Annotated in this window: 19 protein-coding genes; 3 read left to right on the top strand and 16 right to left on the bottom strand. The window is 48.1% G+C overall.

Features of this window, described 5'->3' with window-relative positions; all coding sequences use genetic code 11:
- Positions 1 to 11: 11 nt before the first annotated feature.
- The 3 genes from DESDE_RS02275 to DESDE_RS02265 all read right to left on the bottom strand — a co-directional run bounded on the left by DESDE_RS02275 (position 12) and on the right by DESDE_RS02265 (position 2,777).
- Positions 12 to 1,553, bottom strand: a complete 1,542-nt coding sequence (locus tag DESDE_RS02275; protein WP_014792423.1) for a sensor domain-containing diguanylate cyclase — start codon at positions 1,551 to 1,553, stop codon at positions 12 to 14.
- A gap of 205 nt (positions 1,554 to 1,758) precedes the next feature.
- Positions 1,759 to 2,547, bottom strand: a complete 789-nt coding sequence (gene truA / locus DESDE_RS02270; protein ID WP_014792422.1) for a tRNA pseudouridine(38-40) synthase TruA — start codon at positions 2,545 to 2,547, stop codon at positions 1,759 to 1,761.
- Positions 2,520 to 2,777 carry a hypothetical protein gene (locus DESDE_RS02265; RefSeq protein WP_014792421.1) on the bottom strand — a complete coding sequence of 86 codons (258 nt, stop codon included), beginning with the start codon at positions 2,775 to 2,777 and terminating at the stop codon, positions 2,520 to 2,522. Before DESDE_RS02265 ends, truA begins: the two co-directional genes overlap by 28 nt.
- A 91-nt stretch (positions 2,778 to 2,868) precedes the next feature.
- Here DESDE_RS02265 and acs point away from each other — a divergent pair, with 91 nt between their 5' ends.
- The 3 genes from acs to DESDE_RS02250 all read left to right on the top strand — a co-directional run bounded on the left by acs (position 2,869) and on the right by DESDE_RS02250 (position 7,164).
- Positions 2,869 to 4,800, top strand: a complete 1,932-nt coding sequence (gene acs, locus DESDE_RS02260) for an acetate--CoA ligase (RefSeq protein WP_014792420.1) — start codon at positions 2,869 to 2,871, stop codon at positions 4,798 to 4,800.
- 218 nt (positions 4,801 to 5,018) lie between these two features.
- Positions 5,019 to 6,296 carry an L-lactate MFS transporter gene (locus DESDE_RS02255; RefSeq protein ID WP_014792419.1) on the top strand — a complete coding sequence of 426 codons (1,278 nt, stop codon included), beginning with the start codon at positions 5,019 to 5,021 and terminating at the stop codon, positions 6,294 to 6,296.
- Positions 6,297 to 6,471: 175 nt separating this feature from the next.
- Positions 6,472 to 7,164: an RluA family pseudouridine synthase gene (locus tag DESDE_RS02250; RefSeq protein ID WP_014792418.1), complete on the top strand. Its 693-nt coding sequence runs from the start codon at positions 6,472 to 6,474 to the stop codon at positions 7,162 to 7,164.
- A 114-nt stretch (positions 7,165 to 7,278) separates the two neighbouring features.
- On the opposite strand, the gene DESDE_RS02245 is transcribed toward DESDE_RS02250, so the two are convergent.
- From DESDE_RS02245 to infA, 13 genes are all read right to left on the bottom strand, one after another.
- Positions 7,279 to 8,241 carry an ABC transporter ATP-binding protein gene (locus tag DESDE_RS02245; protein WP_014792417.1) on the bottom strand — a complete coding sequence of 321 codons (963 nt, stop codon included), beginning with the start codon at positions 8,239 to 8,241 and terminating at the stop codon, positions 7,279 to 7,281.
- Entirely contained in the window at positions 8,238 to 9,224 is a 987-nt protein-coding gene (locus DESDE_RS02240; RefSeq protein WP_014792416.1) for an ABC transporter ATP-binding protein, read from the bottom strand. The genes DESDE_RS02245 and DESDE_RS02240 overlap by 4 nt, the downstream gene beginning before the upstream one ends.
- Before the next feature lie 13 nt (positions 9,225 to 9,237).
- Entirely contained in the window at positions 9,238 to 10,167 is a 930-nt protein-coding gene (locus DESDE_RS02235; protein ID WP_014792415.1) for an ABC transporter permease, read from the bottom strand.
- 12 nt (positions 10,168 to 10,179) lie between these two features.
- Positions 10,180 to 11,187, bottom strand: coding sequence for an ABC transporter permease (locus DESDE_RS02230; RefSeq protein ID WP_014792414.1), 1,008 nt, complete (start codon positions 11,185 to 11,187; stop codon positions 10,180 to 10,182).
- A 107-nt stretch (positions 11,188 to 11,294) separates the two neighbouring features.
- Positions 11,295 to 12,875 carry an ABC transporter substrate-binding protein gene (locus DESDE_RS02225; protein WP_014792413.1) on the bottom strand — a complete coding sequence of 527 codons (1,581 nt, stop codon included), beginning with the start codon at positions 12,873 to 12,875 and terminating at the stop codon, positions 11,295 to 11,297.
- 248 nt (positions 12,876 to 13,123) lie between these two features.
- The gene (locus tag DESDE_RS02220) at positions 13,124 to 14,167 is read right to left on the bottom strand and encodes a 4Fe-4S binding protein (RefSeq protein ID WP_014792412.1); all 1,044 of its coding nucleotides are present in this window, start codon (positions 14,165 to 14,167) and stop codon (positions 13,124 to 13,126) included.
- 613 nt (positions 14,168 to 14,780) lie between these two features.
- Positions 14,781 to 15,119: a 50S ribosomal protein L17 gene (gene rplQ / locus DESDE_RS02210; RefSeq protein WP_014792411.1), complete on the bottom strand. Its 339-nt coding sequence runs from the start codon at positions 15,117 to 15,119 to the stop codon at positions 14,781 to 14,783.
- 26 nt (positions 15,120 to 15,145) lie between these two features.
- Positions 15,146 to 16,093 carry a DNA-directed RNA polymerase subunit alpha gene (locus tag DESDE_RS02205; RefSeq protein WP_014792410.1) on the bottom strand — a complete coding sequence of 316 codons (948 nt, stop codon included), beginning with the start codon at positions 16,091 to 16,093 and terminating at the stop codon, positions 15,146 to 15,148.
- Positions 16,094 to 16,153: 60 nt separating this feature from the next.
- Positions 16,154 to 16,780, bottom strand: a complete 627-nt coding sequence (rpsD, locus tag DESDE_RS02200; RefSeq protein ID WP_014792409.1) for a 30S ribosomal protein S4 — start codon at positions 16,778 to 16,780, stop codon at positions 16,154 to 16,156.
- Positions 16,781 to 16,792: 12 nt separating this feature from the next.
- Entirely contained in the window at positions 16,793 to 17,182 is a 390-nt protein-coding gene (gene rpsK / locus DESDE_RS02195; RefSeq protein WP_014792408.1) for a 30S ribosomal protein S11, read from the bottom strand.
- An 18-nt stretch (positions 17,183 to 17,200) separates the two neighbouring features.
- The gene (gene rpsM / locus DESDE_RS02190; RefSeq protein ID WP_014792407.1) at positions 17,201 to 17,572 is read right to left on the bottom strand and encodes a 30S ribosomal protein S13; all 372 of its coding nucleotides are present in this window, start codon (positions 17,570 to 17,572) and stop codon (positions 17,201 to 17,203) included.
- A 177-nt stretch (positions 17,573 to 17,749) separates the two neighbouring features.
- Positions 17,750 to 17,863: a 50S ribosomal protein L36 gene (gene rpmJ, locus DESDE_RS02185; protein WP_005810119.1), complete on the bottom strand. Its 114-nt coding sequence runs from the start codon at positions 17,861 to 17,863 to the stop codon at positions 17,750 to 17,752.
- A gap of 23 nt (positions 17,864 to 17,886) precedes the next feature.
- Positions 17,887 to 18,105, bottom strand: coding sequence for a translation initiation factor IF-1 (gene infA, locus DESDE_RS02180; protein ID WP_014792406.1), 219 nt, complete (start codon positions 18,103 to 18,105; stop codon positions 17,887 to 17,889).
- Positions 18,106 to 18,129: the final 24 nt, after the last annotated feature.

The following is an 18,129-nucleotide window of genomic DNA, read 5'->3' as shown; positions in this document are numbered from 1 at the left end:
TTATCCATTGGCTAAAGCAGCAAATGCACCTGATTGCGCCCCTTTGACTTAGATAAATACAGAGCCTTATCGGCACGCTTCAGTACGTCGGTGAAATCCCCATCGTTCTCTTTAAAAAAGGAAAACCCAATGGACAGGCTGAGACTGATCTCCTCCCCTCCCTCCACAGGAATTTTCAGGGAGGACACCATGCCCAGGATTCTTTCCCCAAAGGCCAGGGCATTTTTTTCCTGGAGCCCGTAAAAAATCACCACGAACTCATCCCCGCCCCAGCGAATGATTTTATCGGAACTTCGGATCATCCCGCTGATGGCCTTGACGACTTCGATCAAAGCCAGATCCCCCACGGAATGACCATACTGATCATTGATGTTCTTAAAATAATCAAAATCAAAGATCATAATCCCGGGGCTGCGACCGCTGGCCTGATACTCCTTAAATGCCCTGCTTAAATCATGAGTCCCGCTCCTGCGGTTGCCGGCCTTGGTCAGGGAATCCTGGTTCATCTCCGATTCCAGCATTTTTCTTGATTTCCCATAACGTATTTTCTCAATCAGCACTACCAGGGAAAAGCTGACAAAAAGGATGACTACAAATAACAGCACCAAGAGCAGGGTAAGCCGGGAAGCGAGGATGTGGCTTTTTTCAGTAGTCTGATCGATATAGGCTTGAATGTCATTCTGATAAACACCCATGGCAATAACCCAGTTGTAATCCTTATACAGTTTGGCATAGGTCAGCTTCAGGGACACTTTTTCACTGTTCAGTTCCTTAAAATAGTACTCGAAATACAACTCGCCATCTTTTTTTACTCCCTCAAGTTCAGTCAAATAGGGTCGATTCCCTTGGATATCGGTCATGTCGGTGGAGAGATACGCACCCTCGGTTTCCGGCAGATTCGGGTGAACCCGCCGGATGGCATAATCAGGTCCGCCTTCATAGTTGAGTATTTCATTGACCCAGATGTAGGTATTGTCTTCAAATCTTGAGTTTCTGATGATATCCGCCATCTCCGCTTTAACAAGCTCTTCCACATAGGTTTTGCTAACACCTAAAAGGATGTTCCTCTCTCCATGAGTCAGAATCGTGTAAGCAGACAAACCGGGGACTACGGCATTAAGGGTGCCCTCCCAGGTAGAACCCGCCAGATTCTGAGAATCATAAATCGCCCCGTTTTCCCCCATGTCCCACAAAATCACGGACATAAAGCTATAGTCCGGATTATCCCTGAAAAAGGAGATCAGGAAATCATTGAATTCCGCATCGGCAAGGCCCATTTTGAGGTTGATGGCAACCGCCGTTCTGCCCACAAGCTTCTCCATGGATTTCGCTCTGGCTTCTCTCCTATGGTCAATTACCGAAATCAGATTATCAATGGTATTAGCCAAAAAATTCTTTTTTAAGCTGTATACTGTTTTTTGGGTCTCCCCAACGTAAATAAGGCCGATTTTATCCAGTGAAAACAAATAAAACAGGATCATTACAAAACAGAGAATACTGCTGATTAGGATTGAGGTTAACGTATATTTGCGATTAATAGCGCAACTCTCCATTTCCCTGAGAAAAAAAGCTCAAGTTATTCAAGTTCATTGTAAACCAAGGAGTCCCTCCTGTCCAACAGCCTCCCACCAAACCATTTTAAAAGCTATAGGCGAATAGCCTTTCACTGCTATCCGCCTACTGCCCTTTTCCGAGTAACCCCTCTGAAGAGTTACTGTCTTTTTTATACCAATGTGCAGGCCTTCCCTATCCCTCGCCCTAAAATAACTCAGGGAAAATATCCTCAGGCAATTCCTCCCCATAATGAACATAGCTCAGTGTGAGCCCTTGGGGAGGTGCCGTGACTCCCCCCCGTGTCCGGTCAAGGGATGTCAGTATATCCGGAATCCCCTCCGGTTGAATGCGTTTTTTCCCCACATAAACCAGGGTTCCGGCAATAATACGAACCATGTTATAAAGGAATCCATCGCCGATGCAGGTGATCCGGATATCTCCCTGATTCTCCGCCACTTGGCACAGATAAAGGGTCCGTTCAAAGGTCTTGCTGGTTCCCCCTGCCGCTGAAAAAGCTTTAAAATTATGCCGTCCCACTAAATATTGAGCCCCTTGCCGCATCCTTTGCCAATCCAGCTTAACGGGCTCATGCAAAGAATACAGCCGAGTAAACACATCCGCTACAGGACGGTTATCGATCTGATAGTCATAACGTTTCCACTTAGCAGAGAAACGGGCATGAAAATCCTCGGCCGCTTCCTGAGCCGCCAGGATACGGATATCCCGGGGAAGCAGACTATTAAAGGCCTTGGGAATCTTATCCACAGGAATCCGGGCGCCTGTCCGAAAATTCACCACTTGACCGGCCGCGTGGACACCGGTATCCGTCCGGCCCGCTGTATTGAGGGTTACTTCTTCCTCCACCAGCTTAGCCCACACCGTTTCCAAAGTACCCTGAATAGTGGGACCATGGAATTCCGGTTGGCGTTGAAACCCATGGTAATGAGTCCCGTCATAAGCAACCTTTAGACAAATATTCCTCTTGTCATCCATCTGAGAGCTATCCTTTCTATCTTTAATATAGCATAGCCTTTCCTATTCATATTAAAACTCCCGCTCACCACCGTCAAGGCACCGTTGACCCCCCAAGTTCCCCCGCCTCCCCATTGCCCTAGGAAAAACGACCGTTCGCCCTCCGAAGGAATTCTTGTCCCAATCATTGTGCCCCGGATAACTTCCCGGAAAGCTCCTCTAATCCCGGCCAGCAGCCCTTTCATTCCCATTCCGTTTTCTTCCTTTTCCCTCTTTGATACAATGCAATAAACATTTTAACCTACGAACTATTGAGGATGGTATGAGAGAAGGAGGATCACTATGGAAGAAAAGAATCTTGAGGCTTTGTTGGAAGAAGATAGACAGTTCGCCCCCGGTGAGGAATTCCGCAAAAATGCGGTCATTCAAAGCGCGGAAATCTATGAGCAGGGGAAGAGCCTCAGCTTTTGGGAAGAACAGGCTAAACAGCTCTCCTGGCTGAACCCTTGGGAGAAAACCCTGGAGTGGAATCCACCCTTTGCCCAGTGGTTTGTCGGCGGGAAACTCAATGCCTCCGCCAACTGTCTGGATCGCCATCTCCATGATTGGCATCGCAACAAAGCCGCCATCATCTTTGAAGGAGAAAATGGGGATAGCCAAGTCCTTACCTATCAGGATCTCCATCGTGAAGTCTCTAAATTCGCCAATGTTCTCAAGGCCAATGGGGTGAAAAAAGGAGATCGGGTCACTATCTATCTCCCCATGATTCCGGAGGCCGTGATTTCCATGCTGGCTTGTGCCCGGATTGGGGCTCCTCACAGTGTGGTCTTCGGGGGCTTCAGCTCGGAGGCCCTGCGGGACCGGGTCATTGATGCTCAGGCTAAAGCCGTGATTACTTCCGATGGCAGCTTCAGACGGGGCAATACCATCCCCTTGAAAGATAACACCGATATAGCCTTGGACGGCGTGGACTGTGTAGAACATGTCTTCGTCATCCAGCGGACCAAGCAAGCCGTGCAAATGAAGGAAGGCCGGGACCTTTGGTATCATGAAGAAATGAAAGAAGCCTCGGCCGTGTGTCCGGCGGAGCCCATGGACGCAGAGGATATGCTCTTTATCCTCTACACCAGCGGCACCACAGGTAAGCCCAAAGGAGTAGTCCATACCACTGGGGGCTATATGGTGGGAGTATCCACCACCCATCGCTGGGTCTTTGATCTAAAGGAAGAGGATGTTTACTGGTGCACAGCCGATGTGGGGTGGATTACCGGTCATTCCTATATTGTCTACGGCCCTTTGGCTAATGGAGCCACCGTCCTTCTCTATGAAGGAAGTCCCGATTATCCCAAACGGGATCGGTTCTGGGAGATCGTCGAAAAATACAAAGTCACCATTCTCTATACAGCCCCCACTGCCATCCGAACCTTTATGAAGTGGGGCCCCCAATATCCACAAAGCCGGGATTTATCCAGCTTGCGCTTATTAGGTACCGTGGGCGAGCCCATCAATCCGGAGGCCTGGATGTGGTACTACAAATACATCGGCGGAGAACGGTGCCCCATCGTGGATACCTGGTGGCAGACTGAAACGGGCATGATTATGATGACCCCTCTGCCAGGCATTACCTCCCTAAAACCCGGTTCCTGCACCGTTCCTTTCCCAGGAGTCCGGATCGAAGTGGTGGATAACAGCGGCAATCCTGTTCCTAAGGGAAGCGGCGGCTACCTGGCCATTAAGGAGCCTTGGCCTTCTATGCTGCGCAATATCTACGGAGACCCGGAACGCTTCGAGCGGACGTACTTTGGCAACTGGCCGGGAGTCTACTTCCCCGGAGATGGAGCCAAGTGGGATAAGGACGGGTATTTCTGGATTCTCGGCCGGGTGGATGATGTCATCAACGTCTCCGGTCATCGGATCGGCACCATGGAAGTGGAAAGCGCTTTAGTGGATCACCCCTCTGTTGCCGAGGCCGCCGTCATCGGCAAGAACCATGAAGTTAAAGGGCAAGCTCTGGCCTGCTTCGTCACCTTGAAGGAAGGCATCGAAATCACCCCCGGTCTGGAAGACGAACTGAAGAAACATGTGGCCAAGAAGATCGGAGCATTGGCCCGGCCTGATGATATCTTCTTCACTGCCGAACTGCCCAAGACCCGCAGCGGAAAAATCATGCGCCGCCTCTTAAGAGATATTGCCGAAGGACGTGCTATCGGTGATACCACCACCTTAGCCGATGCCTCTGTAGTCAATACGCTTAAAGCCAATTACCAGGAGTAAGTCAACCCCATAGTGAGGAGTCCCTCACTACTATGAGGCCAGGGATTCCCCTGGCCTTTCTTTAACCACTGTGACCTTGAATTGCATGAGCCCTGACTCCTGAATCCTGTCAAAGATGACCCCAGTCATAATTTTATAAAGTACTAATATCTTACTCAGATCTAGCTGCATAGTAGTCTGACAAATCCCAACGTTCCCCAAAGGAAAGGAGAGAGATTATGAATAAGAATGTACGCGGGTGGACTGTAACCTTTGCCGGCACAGGCATCAACCTTGCCCTGGGAGTTCTCTATACCTGGAGTGTTTTCGCCGCTGCCTTGACCGAGCAGTTAGCTTGGTCGAAAACTGCTGCCTCTCTTCCCTATACCGTGGCCTGTGCCGTATTTGCCCTGATGATGGTTCCCGGAGGCCGCCTCCAGGACCGCTTCGGTCCCCGCTGGGTGGCTACGGTAGGAGGGCTCTTTGCCGGGGGAGGACTGATCCTCAGTAGCTTGACGGATTCTCTCTTCGTCCTTATCTTAACCTTTGGAATCATCGCCGGAATTGGGATCGGCCTTGGGTATTCGGCAGCAACCCCGGCAGCTGTAAAATGGTTTCCTCCTCAAAAGAAAGGCCTGATCTCAGGAATCGTCGTAGCCGGTTTCGGGCTGGCCTCCCTCTATATCGCTCCCCTGACCAATTTCCTCATCGGGAACTTTGGGGTCAAAAGTGCCTTCCGCATAGAGGGATTGATTTTCCTCTTTGCTATCGTTGCCCTCTCCCAAGTATTGGCGGTTCCCCTCGCTCCCACCCCCTCGGCTGCTCCTTCCTCCCGACAAACCGGCCCCGCTTCCTCAACCTCCGTACCTCCTCAAGCCGCCACCTCCCTCAATGTCTCCCCCTCATCTCCTGCCCCTGCAGCAAAAGCAGATTTTACCTGGCAGGAAATGCTTAAAGATTCCCGCTTCTATCTCCTTTGGGTTATGTTTGCTGCCGGTGCTACAGCAGGTCTCATGATCATCGGGCAGCTCTCCACCATCACCAAGCTCCAAACCGGGGTCTCCTGGGGTTTTGCCATGGTCGCTTTGCTGGCCATCTTCAATGCCGGGGGCCGTGTCTTGGCCGGTTGGCTTTCAGACCGGATCGGCAGAAGCTGGACCATGCGGATCTTTTTCAGCCTCCAGGGACTTAATATGCTGGCTTTCACCCTTTACAGCAGCCCCGCTCTCATAGCCCTGGGAGCTATTATGACCGGCTTAAGCTATGGTTCCCTCCTTTCCCTTTTTCCCTCAGCCACCTATGACTTCTTCGGCACCAAAAACGGTGGTGTCAATTACGGCCTGGTCTTTACTGCCTGGGGTGTAGGCGGGGTCTTCGGTCCCCTGATGGCAGGAGCGGTGGTGGATCTGACCAACAGTTATTTCTATGCTTACTTGATCTCTGCCTCCCTCTGTCTCGTCGCAGCTTTCCTGACCATCTTCTTAAAAAGTGGCCCCCTCGCACTGGAAAAAGCGTAGCTGTTCCATGCCAATACCCAATTTCGACCTATACAAAAGACCGTTGGTTCACCAACGGTCTTACCTCTTTTATACTCTGCTGCACACTTCCGACAAAACGGGGCAGGAAAATCCTTCTAAAAATAGAAGTAGTAATCAACTGAAAAGTAAATGAGGTTTTGAAGGAGTTGGCAAGTTGTTTACGATACCAATTGTCTATGAAGATAATCATTTACTGGTCGCTGATAAGCCACCCAATATCCTGTCCCAAAAAGATAGTACCGGGGATATAGATATGCTCACCTTGCTCAAGCAGGATATTAAAATGCGTTATAATAAACCCGGCAATGTCTATTTAGGACTGGTTCATCGTTTAGATCGGCCGGTAGGAGGGGTTATGCTCTTTGCCAAGACCTCTAAATCTGCGGCAAGACTTTCCGAACAAATCAAAAGACAGGAACTATCGAGAACCTACTTAGCTCTGATTCATGGCCAACCCTCCAAGCACCAAAGCACCCTGGTCCACTACCTGCTCAAAGACGATAAGCGCAATCTGGTATCCGTGGTCAGGAAAGACATGAAGGGGGCAAAAGAAGCCATTCTTGATTATCATGTTGTCCGGCAGCAGGCCGATATCAGCCTGGTCAAAGTCAAATTGCGTACCGGCAGACCCCATCAAATTCGTGTGCAATTTGCTCACCTTGGGCATCCACTCTATGGTGACCAACGTTATGGCCGGAACCCTAAAACCATAGGACAACAGATAGGCCTTTGGTCATATGAAATTTCCTGCCTGCATCCCATCACGAAAAAGAATATGAAATTCAACAGCTCCCCCTTCAAACATAAACCCTGGAGTCAGTTTCAATCCCAGTTGGATATTATTTGACATCACCTATAGTGCCATGGCTGTACAGATTCATCTATGTTTCCCTCAGAATTCAGCTGAAAATGACACCCCCGCGAAAAATGCGGGGGTGTTTTGTTAATTATTTTAATTGCGTTAGAAAAGCCGGCAGGCCACCCAATGCCCCGGAGAAATCTCTTTCAACTCCGGTGCGGTTTCTTTGCATACAGGCATTTCCTTAAAGCAACGGGAACAGAAGCGGCAGCCGTCTGGAGGGTTAATGGGGCTGGGCACATCTCCCTCTAAAATAATCCGCTGCTTCTTTTTCTCCGGATCAATGATAGGAATAGCAGAAAGCAAAGCCTGGGTATAGGGATGTAAAGGATTGGCATACAGCTCCTTCTTTGGAGCTATTTCCACCAGTTTTCCCAGATACATGACCCCGACCCGGTCGCTGATGTGCTTCACCACGTTCAAACCATGGGCAATGAAGAGATAGGTCAGCCCGAATTCATCCTTCAGATCAGCCAAAAGATTGAGTACCTGAGCTTGAATGGATACATCCAAAGCTGAGACCGGTTCATCACAGACAATGAGCTTGGGCTCTACGGCCAAAGCCCGGGCAATCCCTACCCGCTGGCGCTGACCTCCGGAAAATTCGTGGGGGTAGCGGTTTCTTTGATGCTGGGCCAGCCCCACACAGTTCAAAAGGTAAGTGACACGTTCCTCCACTTTATCTGCCGGCAATAAATTATTGATCACAATAGGCTCGGCTATGATGTCGCCTACGGTCATACGAGGGTTTAAGGAGGCGTAAGGATCCTGGAAAATCATCTGAATATCCTTGCAATAGGCTCGACGCTGATTTTCCTTAAGCTTGGTGAGATCCTTGCCTTCAAAAATCATGTTGCCACTTGTAGGACTGTAAAGGTTGACAAGAATTTTCCCCAGAGTGGTTTTTCCACAACCGGACTCCCCTACCAAGCCAAAAGCCTCTCCTTTATGAATGGTAAAAGAGACATCGTCCACAGCTTTCAGCAAACTGCTGGGCTTGCCGAGAAAATTGCTTTCTACAGGAAAGTGCTTAGAGAGATTTTGAATTTCCATTAAGACGCTCATTGGGCATCCAATCCCCCTTCCTTAGCCTCTTCGTATAAAAAGCAGCGCACCTTGTGCCCGTCGATCTCCAGAAGTTCCGGAACTTCCTTGGTGCAGCGTTCCATGGACCGGTCACAGCGGTCGGAAAAAGAGCATCCAGGAGGCATATTTAAAGGATTAGGAACCATGCCCTTGATCATATACAAGCGATCATCGCTGTCATCATCGATCTGAGGGATCGAGTTAAGCAGCCCCACCGTATACGGGTGGAGAGGTTTTTTGAATAAGGCCTTAACCTCAGCCTCCTCCACGATTTTTCCGCAATACATAACGATGACCCGGTCCGCTGCTTCTGAAACCACACCCAGGTCATGGGTGATCAGCAAGACCGCCATATTGAATTTTTCCCGCATATGATAAAGCAGATCGAGAATCTGGGCCTGAATAGTCACATCAAGGGCCGTAGTCGGTTCGTCAGCGATCAACAGCTGGGGCTCGCAGGACAAGGCCATAGCGATCATGACTCTCTGACGCATTCCCCCGCTCATTTGGTGGGGATAATCATCAGCTCGTTTTGCCGCCGAGGGTATGCCCACCATGTCCAGCAACTCAATGGTTCTGGCCAGAGCCTCTTTTTTGCTGATCTTTTTGTGGATCATAAGACTTTCCATAATCTGATCCTTAATCCGCTGGACTGGATTCAAAGAGGTCATGGGTTCCTGAAAGATCATGGAGATTTTGTTGCCCCGAATATCCTGAAGCTCCTTCTTGCTCATCCGGGTTAGATTCTGAGAGTCAAACAGAATATCTCCGCCGGCAATTTTGCCGGGGTTCTGTAAAAGCCCCATAATGGACAGGGAGGTCACGCTTTTACCGGAGCCCGATTCCCCGACAATAGCCAGAATTTCACCTTTATCTACAGAAAAACTGATATCATCGACGGCCCTCACCGTACCGCGCTTCAGTTTAAATTCCGTTTTTAAGTTTTTTACTTCCAATAACATCGTACTCATACCCCTATTTTATTCTGGATTTTGGATCAAGAGCATCACGAAGCCCGTCGCCCAATAAATTAAAGGCCAAAACGGTAATCGTGATGGCGATGCCCGGGAAAATCAAGGTATAGGGTGCGGTAAAAATGAAACCTCTTGCCCTTCCTAACATATCTCCCCACTCAGCAAAGGGCGGTTGGACACCCAGACCTAAAAAGCCAAGGGCTGCTGTATCCAGCACAGCCGTGGAAATTCCCAAAGTGGCCCGCACGACGATGAGGGATACGATATTCGGCAGGATATGTTTAAAGATGATACGGCTGTCCCTGTTGCCAATCACCTTGGCCGCCTGCACATAGTCACTTTCTTTGATAGAAAGAATACTGCCCCGGACGATGCGGGCATACTCCGGAATGGATACAAGTCCAATGGCTATGACCGCTTTATCCAGGCCCTTACCCAGAGCAGCCATGAAAGCAATGGCTAACAAGATGGAGGGGATGGCCAGGATCATATCCATGAATCTCATGATGATGGTATCCGTCCTGCCACCGCGATAGCCGGCGATGGCTCCCAGGACAACACCGACGGTGAGAGAGATTGAAACAGCCGCAACTCCAACAAAAAGAGAAATCTTCGTCCCATCCAGAACTCTGCTGAACAGGTCTCTGCCCAGCTGGTCTGTGCCGAACCAATGCTCGGCATTAGGATGAATAAAGCTTTTGGACATATCGGAATAGTTAGGGTCATAGGGCAAAACCTGGATCCCCAGGAGATTGCTCACCCAGACCACGAGAGAGATAAGAACCAGCATGATGATGATACATAAGCCGACCACTGCGGCCTTATTCTGCTTGAGTGTATCCCACATTTCCTTCAGCTGCGATTCTGGTTTTTCCACGTATTCAGCAGCCTGCAGATTGATATCTGAGCTTGAAACATTAGTGTTCTTCATACAAGCTACCTCCTACCTGGAATATTTAATACGTGGATCTAAAAAGGCATAGATCACGTCGACCAGCAAATTCATCAGTACAAAAACCGTGGCAATGAGCAGTACAACTCCCTGCACCACCGGAAAATCGGACTTAAGGATGCAGGCTACGGTATAGGAACCGATACCCGGCCAGGAGAAGACGGTTTCTGTCAGCACGGCTCCCCCGAGCAGACTCCCCAATTGGAGACCGATAACCGTGACGATCGGTATCAGGCCATTGCGGAAAGCATGCTTGCGTATGACCTTCCCTTCGGACACCCCTTTAGCTCTTGCTGTGCGAATATAATCCTGCTGCAGGGTCTCCAACATGCTGGAACGAGTCATACGGGTAATGATAGCCATGGAATACATGGCAAGAGCTACACCCGGCAAGATCAGATGCTGGAAGGCATCCATAAAGGCCTCCATATCTCCGGCAATCAGGCTGTCGATAAGATAAAACCCTGTAACATCCATAGGCCTCAGCAAAGGATCGATCCTTCCACTGGAAGGAAGCCAATGGAGAGTCCCGGAGAAAAGAATAATCAGCAAAATTCCCAGCCAAAAGATAGGCATGGATACCCCCACCAGGGCTAAGAACATACCCGCGTTATCAAACAAGGAATTCTTTTTCACCGCGGAGATAATACCAATAATAATTCCGAACACAGAGGCGATGATAATAGCAAATAAGGCCAATTCAATAGTGGCCGGAAAACGGGACATAATTTCTTCAATGACCGGTGCCTTGGTATAGTAGGATGTCCCTAAATTACCTTGCAGGGCACCTGCAACAAAATTCAGATATTGAAGGGGAATGGGGTCGTTCAAACCGTTGGCCTGCCTCCAAACATCCACTGTCTCCTGAGTCGCATGCTGCCCTAAGACAATGGGAGCAGGATCAGGTGAGAAAACACGCATAATCAGGAATACAATGATGGATACCCCTAATAATACTGGAATTAACATTAAGATTCGTTTAATGATATATTTTAGCATCTCCAACACCCTTCGGCTCTAAAGATAGAGAAAATCCGGTTTTGCTTATTATGAAAAAGCAAAACCGGGAACCGGTAAAGATACCGGTTCTCGGCAGCCTACTCTTTTTATTGCTTGGATACTCCGGCAAACGGGGTAACACCAGTTACGTGATATAAGAAGTTTTGGACATTTGGTCTGTACGCTGCAAGGGTCTGAGCATGGGAAATGGGGAGCCATGCTGCGTCTTCAGCCGCAATCTTCTCCAGCTCGGTGTAAATCTTATTGCGCCCTTCACCTGCAGGAGCTTTAATTCCTTCTTTAATCAGGTTGTTAAATTCAGGATTATTGTAACGGGCTACGTTCATAGTCGGGTCTTCATGAGCCAACAGATACATAAAGTTGTCAGGGTCCCCGTTATCCCCGATCCAACCATAGAAGCAAATATCATAATCTCCCGCTTTAACTTTCTCTTTATAAGTAGTCCAGTCAAAGGAATCGATGGTAACGGTTACATTGACTTTGGAGAGATAACCTTGAATTGCTTCAGCCAGTGCCTGACCGGTAGCCGCATTATAAGGTCTGGGATTGGTATAGGTGATGATATGAACCTTTGTTACTCCGGCAGCCTTGAGAGCTTCTGCAGATGCCGTAGGATCGTAGGAAACTTGAGCGATGCTTGGGTCATACCCTTCCATAAAGGTAGGAAGAATGGAGGTTGCGGTCTCGGAATAGCCTTGATAGAGACTAGTGACCAATTCCGGGACATTAATGGCTTGAGAAATAGCCTTGCGGACCTTAGCATCATTAAAAGGTGCTCTTGAAGTGTTATAAGCCATGTAATTGGTATTCATCCCGGGAGCTTGGAAGACCTTATTTCCTGCGCCGGTGATCTGATCAACGACGGTGGCATCAATTCCATCGATCATATCTGCTTCACCGTTATTTAAGGCAATCACACGTGCAGAATTGTCTTTAATGAATTTGAAAATGACATTCTTGGTCAATGCCTTATCGCCCCAATATTCATCACTGCGAACTAAAACGATGTTTTCATCTTTTGCCCAGCTCACAAATTTGTATGGACCGGTTCCTACAGGGGCTTGGTTCACATTGTTGTTATTATCCTGTAGGGCCTTGGGGCTAACCATGGGAGCACTCATAACCATTGCCAGGTTATTGAGGAAAGGAGTGCTGGGATCAGTCAAATTGATTTTAACGGTGTAGGTATCTACAACTTCTACATTCTTAACCGATCCATAAACAAAAGAACCATAAGCCATGTCTGGAGTGGCTTGGGGTGGGATTTGACGGTCGATATTGAATTTTACAGCTTCAGCATTGAAGTCTGTACCGTCATGGAACTTGACCCCCTCTTGAAGATAGAAAGTGTAAGCAAGACCATCGGGACTTACATCCCAGCTTTTCGCCAAAGAAGGCTCAACTTTTGTTGAATCCTTGTTGTACTGCAAGAGGCCCTCATAAATATTGATCATGACCTTCGCCGATTCACCATCATCGACAAGGGCTGGGTCGAGTCCTCTTGGCTCAGCACCCTGAGCATAGATTAGGGTTTCCTTTGCTTTGTCCACTTTTTCTCCTGAACCAGAGCCGCCGGTACTTGCACTGCTTCCGCCGCAGCCAGCAATGGAAACGCTGACTAGAAGCGCCGTGAGGGCAAGGGCGATAAACCGTTTTCCTTTTTTCAACTTCTTTCTCCCCTTCTTGTTATATATTAGTTGACCTTATTTTATTCTATCACTCAATAGAATTCTGTCAATAATCTAAATTTTTTCTACATTATAAAACTTTAGACTGATCTAAGGAAAATTCAGCTATGCTATATTATTTCTTAAGTATTTGGAAAAACGATTTATTCTTTGAAGGTCAGGCAAGTCCTGCTGCTCGAAATGATGAAGAGAATAAAAAGGAAGGCCTAAAAGCCTTCCTGCTTCTCCTAATGATTAAATTGCTCCGCTTGAGGAATCAGGATCCTATACATTTCCGGAGGGATACTGCTTTCCCAATGTCCCGTGAACTTTGCAACCCCAACTACCATAAACCAGGTCACGACAAGAATGATAGCCGCCCTTTTGGGGTCGAAGGCCAGTCTCTTACTGCTGAATGGAGGGGAGCTGAATTCCAAGGTCCCTTTTACCGGACAACTCTTAACACAGTTCAGACACCCTGAGCACTCCGGTGACAAAATATCTTTTGCTTTAGCTACTTTGAGTTGATTAGGACAGACTGCCGTACATTTTTGGCATGAGATGCATGTATCCCCATTTCTACGGATCTTCCAAGGGCTGAAAATACTGAGCAGGCTCATCAGCGCACCATAGGGACAAAGATATCTGCACCAGAAGTTCTGGATAACTGCCGAAAGCAAAGCAAGAACTGTAATAACGGTCATGCCCGTCACGGTAAGGTTTTTAAAAAAATCCAGCATTTTAACATCAGCGATCATATTATAAGGAGTCTGCAGAAAACCATAGGCACTGGGGCCATCCATGAAGATCAGGATAAAGGCCATGAAAAAGCTGAGAAGAATATATTTCAGAGAACGCAAAGGATAATCCAGCCAACGAGGAAGAACAAAATTCCTGCCCAAAAGCTTCCTCCCGATGATAGCCAATCCCTCGGATAAGGTGCCAATGGGACAGATCCAAGAGCAGAAGCTCCGTTTGAATACAAGAGAAAGGGCCATAGCCAATAATAAGATGACAAGTCCCGCAGGATGAATACTATCAAATATCCCTGTATACAGCCAGGATTTCAGAGCTACCAAGGCACTAATGGGCAGAAAAGCCTCCACTCCGGCCGGCCGGTGGACCAGCACGGTGGCGCTAGGATCGGCATAAGAGTTGACAAATCGAATGAATTGAATGCCGATAAACAAAATAACCAACACAAATAAAAACTGCACCGCCCTCCGCTCCAGGGGTGCCCGGTCTTGATTGAGCAGGTTCAATCCGGTTATTTTTCTCTTTTTAATATTCATACTGTCCATCCTTCTTCACAATCTTTACTCAAGTTTTTTCACACATCTCATTTTACTTAAAAATTCCATACCAAAGTGTGATTACAATCACTTAATAGCGTTTCTGCTGAGGATGGAAAACGTCTCGGGTCGTGTAGCTTTACGCACAACGCACCTTCGGGCGTGATCTCCTGAAACCTTCCACTGGAAGGTTTCTTGATCGGAGACTCACGTACTCTAAAAGTGAGCGAATTTAAGCGAGCGGAAACAAAACTTCGCGAAAAGCACGCAGCGGAGAAAGGTTGGAAACAGGACGTTTCCAACCGGCCATTGAGCACAAGTGCGAAAGCAGTGCTTTCGAGGAGCGATTTGGCCGGACGAAACCCGGATGAGGGTTTCGCCCAAGCCGCCACGCCACAGAGAAGGACTTAGCGGCGTAGGTCCTTTCGGAGCGGAGAGCTTGAGCGTTAGTTTTGTCCGCGCAGCTTATGGAGCAAACGGTGTAAAGCAAAATCCTGGAGAATCAGCTTTTCGGGCCTTTTTCAGAGCAGCATAATCGAACGAGAACGCAAAAAGCCAGGCTTAATATAGCCTGGCTTTTTTCATAGAGACCAAGAATCATGTTAATCTATCACTAGACGAGTTCAATAAGAACCATTTCTGCAGCGTCTCCGCGGCGAGGCCCGACTTTAACGATCCGGGTATATCCACCTTGGCGCTCAGCATACTTTGGAGCAATTTCTGTAAACAGTTTGGTAACGACATCTTCTTCCAACAGGTAAGACAGAGCATGTCTGCGTGCTGCGAGATCCCCTTGTTTGCCGAGAGTGATCATCTTCTCAGCAATCGCGTTTACCTCTTTGGCACGGGCTTCTGTGGTTTGGATGCGCTCGTGTTTTAAAAGGGAGGTCGCTAGGTTGCGAAGCATTGCGCCTCTGTGACCCATGTTTCTTCCCAATTTACGGTAAGCCAATGTTGTTCCCCTCCTTTTGCACCGAATTAGTCATCGGCTTTGCGGAACCCCAAGCCGAGCTCTCTTAACTTAGACTCCACTTCTTCCAAGGATTTACGACCGAGATTACGCACCTTGATCATATCCTCTTCCGTCTTCTGGGTCAGTTCTTCTACTGAGTTAATGCCGGCCCGTTTCAGACAATTGTAAGAGCGGACTGAGAGGTCAAGATCTTCAATCGTCATCTCCAGGATTTTGTCTTTCGCTTCTTCTTCTTTCTCTACCATGATCTCAACATTATTGAGCTTGTCGGTGAGGCCGATGAAGAGACGCAAATGCTCACTAAGAATTTTCGCAGCCAGGCTGGTCGCTTCTTCCGGTGTGATACTGCCGTTGGACCAGACTTCCAGGGTAAGCCTGTCATAGTCTGTGACCATTCCGACACGAGTGTCCTCAACGGTATAATTGACCTTATAGATGGGTGCGAAGATGGAGTCGATGGGAATGATTCCGATGGCTTGGTCTGGCTTTTTGTTCTTATCAGCCGAAACATAGCCCCGTCCTCTTTCGGCAGTCATCTCCATGAAGAGACGACCATCCTTATCCAAAGTTGCAATCTTCAAGTCCGGATTGAGAATTTCAATATCTGCATCAGTAATGATGTCGCCGGCCTTGATGACTCCTTCCCCTTCGGCTTCCAGACGGAGAACTTTGGGTTCATCCGTATGTCCTTTTATAGCAAGGCTCTTGAGGTTGAGAATGATGTCTGTAACATCTTCCAAAACCCCTGGTACAGTAGAAAACTCGTGGAGTACCCCTTCGATTTTTACTGATGTGACTGCCGTCCCTGGAAGAGAGGAGAGAAGAATTCTTCTCAAGGAGTTACCCAGGGTAATTCCATATCCCCTTTCGAGAGGCTCAACGACAAATTTAGCATAAGAATTATCGTCTGTACGTTCGACACATTCAATCTTGGGCTTCTCGATTTCTAACATCGGAATGCACCTTCTTTCTCGGGAACTTGATATCAACAAGCCATCCTAAGCTCATGATTATTAACGGGAGTATTTTTCAACAATAAGATGTTCTTGGATGGGCAGTTGAATATCTTCTCGATCAGGTAGTGCGATGATTGTTCCGGTTGCAGCATTAGCATCCAAGCTCATCCATTTCGGTGGAGTCCGATCCAAAGAGGATAGGATTTCCTTCATGCGTGGTGAAGACTTGCTGCCTTCTTTGACACCAACGATGTCCCCAACACGAACGAGGAAGGAAGGAATATCAACACGGCGGCCATTGACGGTAAAGTGACCATGACGCACCAGTTGACGAGCTTCCGGACGGGATGTAGCGAATCCCAGTTGGAATACAACATTGTCAAGGCGGCGCTCTAAGAGACGAAGGAGATTTTCACCCACGATCCCTTTTTGACGGTTGGCCTTATCGTAGTAGCTGCGGAATTGTTTTTCCTGAACGCCATAGATCCGGCGAACTTTTTGTTTTTCACGCAACTGAATACCATATTCAGTTGGCTTCTTGCCACGGCTTTGGCCGTGTTGACCAGGGGCATAGGCACGACGATCAATCGCGCACTTGCCTGTATAGCAACGATCTCCCTTAAGGAAGAGCTTCATACCTTCCCGGCGACATAAACGACAAACAGGTCCTGTATATCTTGCCATGATGACACCTCCTTATACCCTTCTACGTTTCGGAGGCCGACAACCGTTATGCGGAATCGGCGTCACGTCTTTAATCATATTAACTTCCAAACCGGCAGCTTGGAGAGCACGGATAGCAGCCTCACGGCCGGCACCCGGTCCCTTAACAAAGCATTCAACTTCTTTCATGCCATGTTCCATTGCCGCTTTGGCAGCAGTTTCGGCAGCCATTTGAGCAGCATAAGGAGTGCTCTTACGAGATCCTTTGAAGCCAAGTGCTCCCGCACTGGACCAAGAGATCACATTACCTTTTGGATCGGTAATGGTGACCATACTATTGTTAAATGTTGACTTAATATGGGCAACGCCAGTAGCGATATTTTTACGCTCACGGCGTTTTGTGCGTACAACTTTACGCGCCATCTCGGTAATCCCCCCTTATTACTTTTTACGTTTTGCGCCAACAGTCTTGATCGGACCTTTACGGGTACGAGCATTCGTCTTAGTACGTTGACCCCGTACAGGAAGTCCACGACGATGACGTAATCCACGATAGCAGCCGATTTCCATCAGACGCTTAATATTAAGGGATACTTCCCGACGCAAGTCACCTTCAACTTTAATTTCTTTATCGATAACTTCCCGGAGGCGGTTCACTTCCTCTTCGGATAAGTCACGAATACGAGTGTCCGGGTTGACGCCGGTTCTGGCGAGGATTTTTTGTGCGGTGGGAATCCCAATTCCATAGATATAGGTCAGTCCCACTTCAACACGTTTTTCCCGCGGTAAATCTACTCCAGCGATACGTGCCATCTAAACTTTACACCCCCATAAGCTGTTACACCATTGGGACAGACATCCCATGGCTGTTAAATTCATTCAAATAAACAAACCATCCGCAACAAACTCTAGTTAAGCAAGTAGACAGCTCCCGCTACATTGGATCTAACTCTAGGTCCAATCAGCCGCGCAACGGTGAGTCATTTTGTCTTACCCTTGCCTTTGTTTGTGTTTCGGGTTTTCACATATCACCATGACTTTGCCATGGCGCTTGATGACCTTGCATTTTTCACAGATTTTTTTCACAGAAGGCCTTACTTTCACTGTAATCCCCTCCCTTTGGTCCTTTACTTAAACCGATACACGATCCGTCCGCGAGATAAGTCATAGGGAGAAAGCTCCACAGTGACCCGGTCCCCCGGCAGAATACGTATAAAATTCATGCGAATCTTCCCGGACACATGAGCCAATACCTTATGTCCATTGGATAATTCCACTAAAAACATGGCATTGGGCAATGGTTCCAGGACCTTTCCTTCAACTTCAATAATATCTTCTTTTGACATGTTCAGCCCTCCTCCGGCACTCTA

Source organism: Desulfitobacterium dehalogenans ATCC 51507 (genome assembly GCF_000243155.2).
Taxonomy (GTDB): Bacteria; Bacillota; Desulfitobacteriia; order Desulfitobacteriales; family Desulfitobacteriaceae; genus Desulfitobacterium; species Desulfitobacterium dehalogenans.
The sequence above is the reverse complement of the archived record's forward strand: the minus strand, read 5'-3'. Positions and strand labels throughout refer to the sequence as shown.

What these genes read in the sequence shown, in the direction of transcription:
- DESDE_RS02265 (WP_014792421.1), bottom strand. Translation starts at nt 2,777, where the DNA reads ATGGGAATGAAAGGGCTGCTGGCCGGGATTAGAGGAGCTTTCCGGGAA.
- DESDE_RS02275 (WP_014792423.1), bottom strand. Translation starts at nt 1,553, where the DNA reads ATGGAGAGTTGCGCTATTAATCGCAAATATACGTTAACCTCAATCCTA.
- DESDE_RS02240 (WP_014792416.1), bottom strand. Translation starts at nt 9,224, where the DNA reads ATGTTATTGGAAGTAAAAAACTTAAAAACGGAATTTAAACTGAAGCGC.
- DESDE_RS02220 (WP_014792412.1), bottom strand. Translation starts at nt 14,167, where the DNA reads ATGAATATTAAAAAGAGAAAAATAACCGGATTGAACCTGCTCAATCAA.
- DESDE_RS02230 (WP_014792414.1), bottom strand. Translation starts at nt 11,187, where the DNA reads ATGCTAAAATATATCATTAAACGAATCTTAATGTTAATTCCAGTATTA.
- DESDE_RS02245 (WP_014792417.1), bottom strand. Translation starts at nt 8,241, where the DNA reads ATGAGCGTCTTAATGGAAATTCAAAATCTCTCTAAGCACTTTCCTGTA.
- truA (WP_014792422.1), bottom strand. Translation starts at nt 2,547, where the DNA reads ATGGATGACAAGAGGAATATTTGTCTAAAGGTTGCTTATGACGGGACT.
- DESDE_RS02235 (WP_014792415.1), bottom strand. Translation starts at nt 10,167, where the DNA reads ATGAAGAACACTAATGTTTCAAGCTCAGATATCAATCTGCAGGCTGCT.
- acs (WP_014792420.1), top strand. Translation starts at nt 2,869, where the DNA reads ATGGAAGAAAAGAATCTTGAGGCTTTGTTGGAAGAAGATAGACAGTTC.
- infA (WP_014792406.1), bottom strand. Translation starts at nt 18,105, where the DNA reads ATGTCAAAAGAAGATATTATTGAAGTTGAAGGAAAGGTCCTGGAACCA.
- rpsK (WP_014792408.1), bottom strand. Translation starts at nt 17,182, where the DNA reads ATGGCGCGTAAAGTTGTACGCACAAAACGCCGTGAGCGTAAAAATATC.
- DESDE_RS02205 (WP_014792410.1), bottom strand. Translation starts at nt 16,093, where the DNA reads ATGTTAGAAATCGAGAAGCCCAAGATTGAATGTGTCGAACGTACAGAC.
- DESDE_RS02255 (WP_014792419.1), top strand. Translation starts at nt 5,019, where the DNA reads ATGAATAAGAATGTACGCGGGTGGACTGTAACCTTTGCCGGCACAGGC.
- rpsD (WP_014792409.1), bottom strand. Translation starts at nt 16,780, where the DNA reads ATGGCAAGATATACAGGACCTGTTTGTCGTTTATGTCGCCGGGAAGGT.
- rpsM (WP_014792407.1), bottom strand. Translation starts at nt 17,572, where the DNA reads ATGGCACGTATCGCTGGAGTAGATTTACCGCGGGAAAAACGTGTTGAA.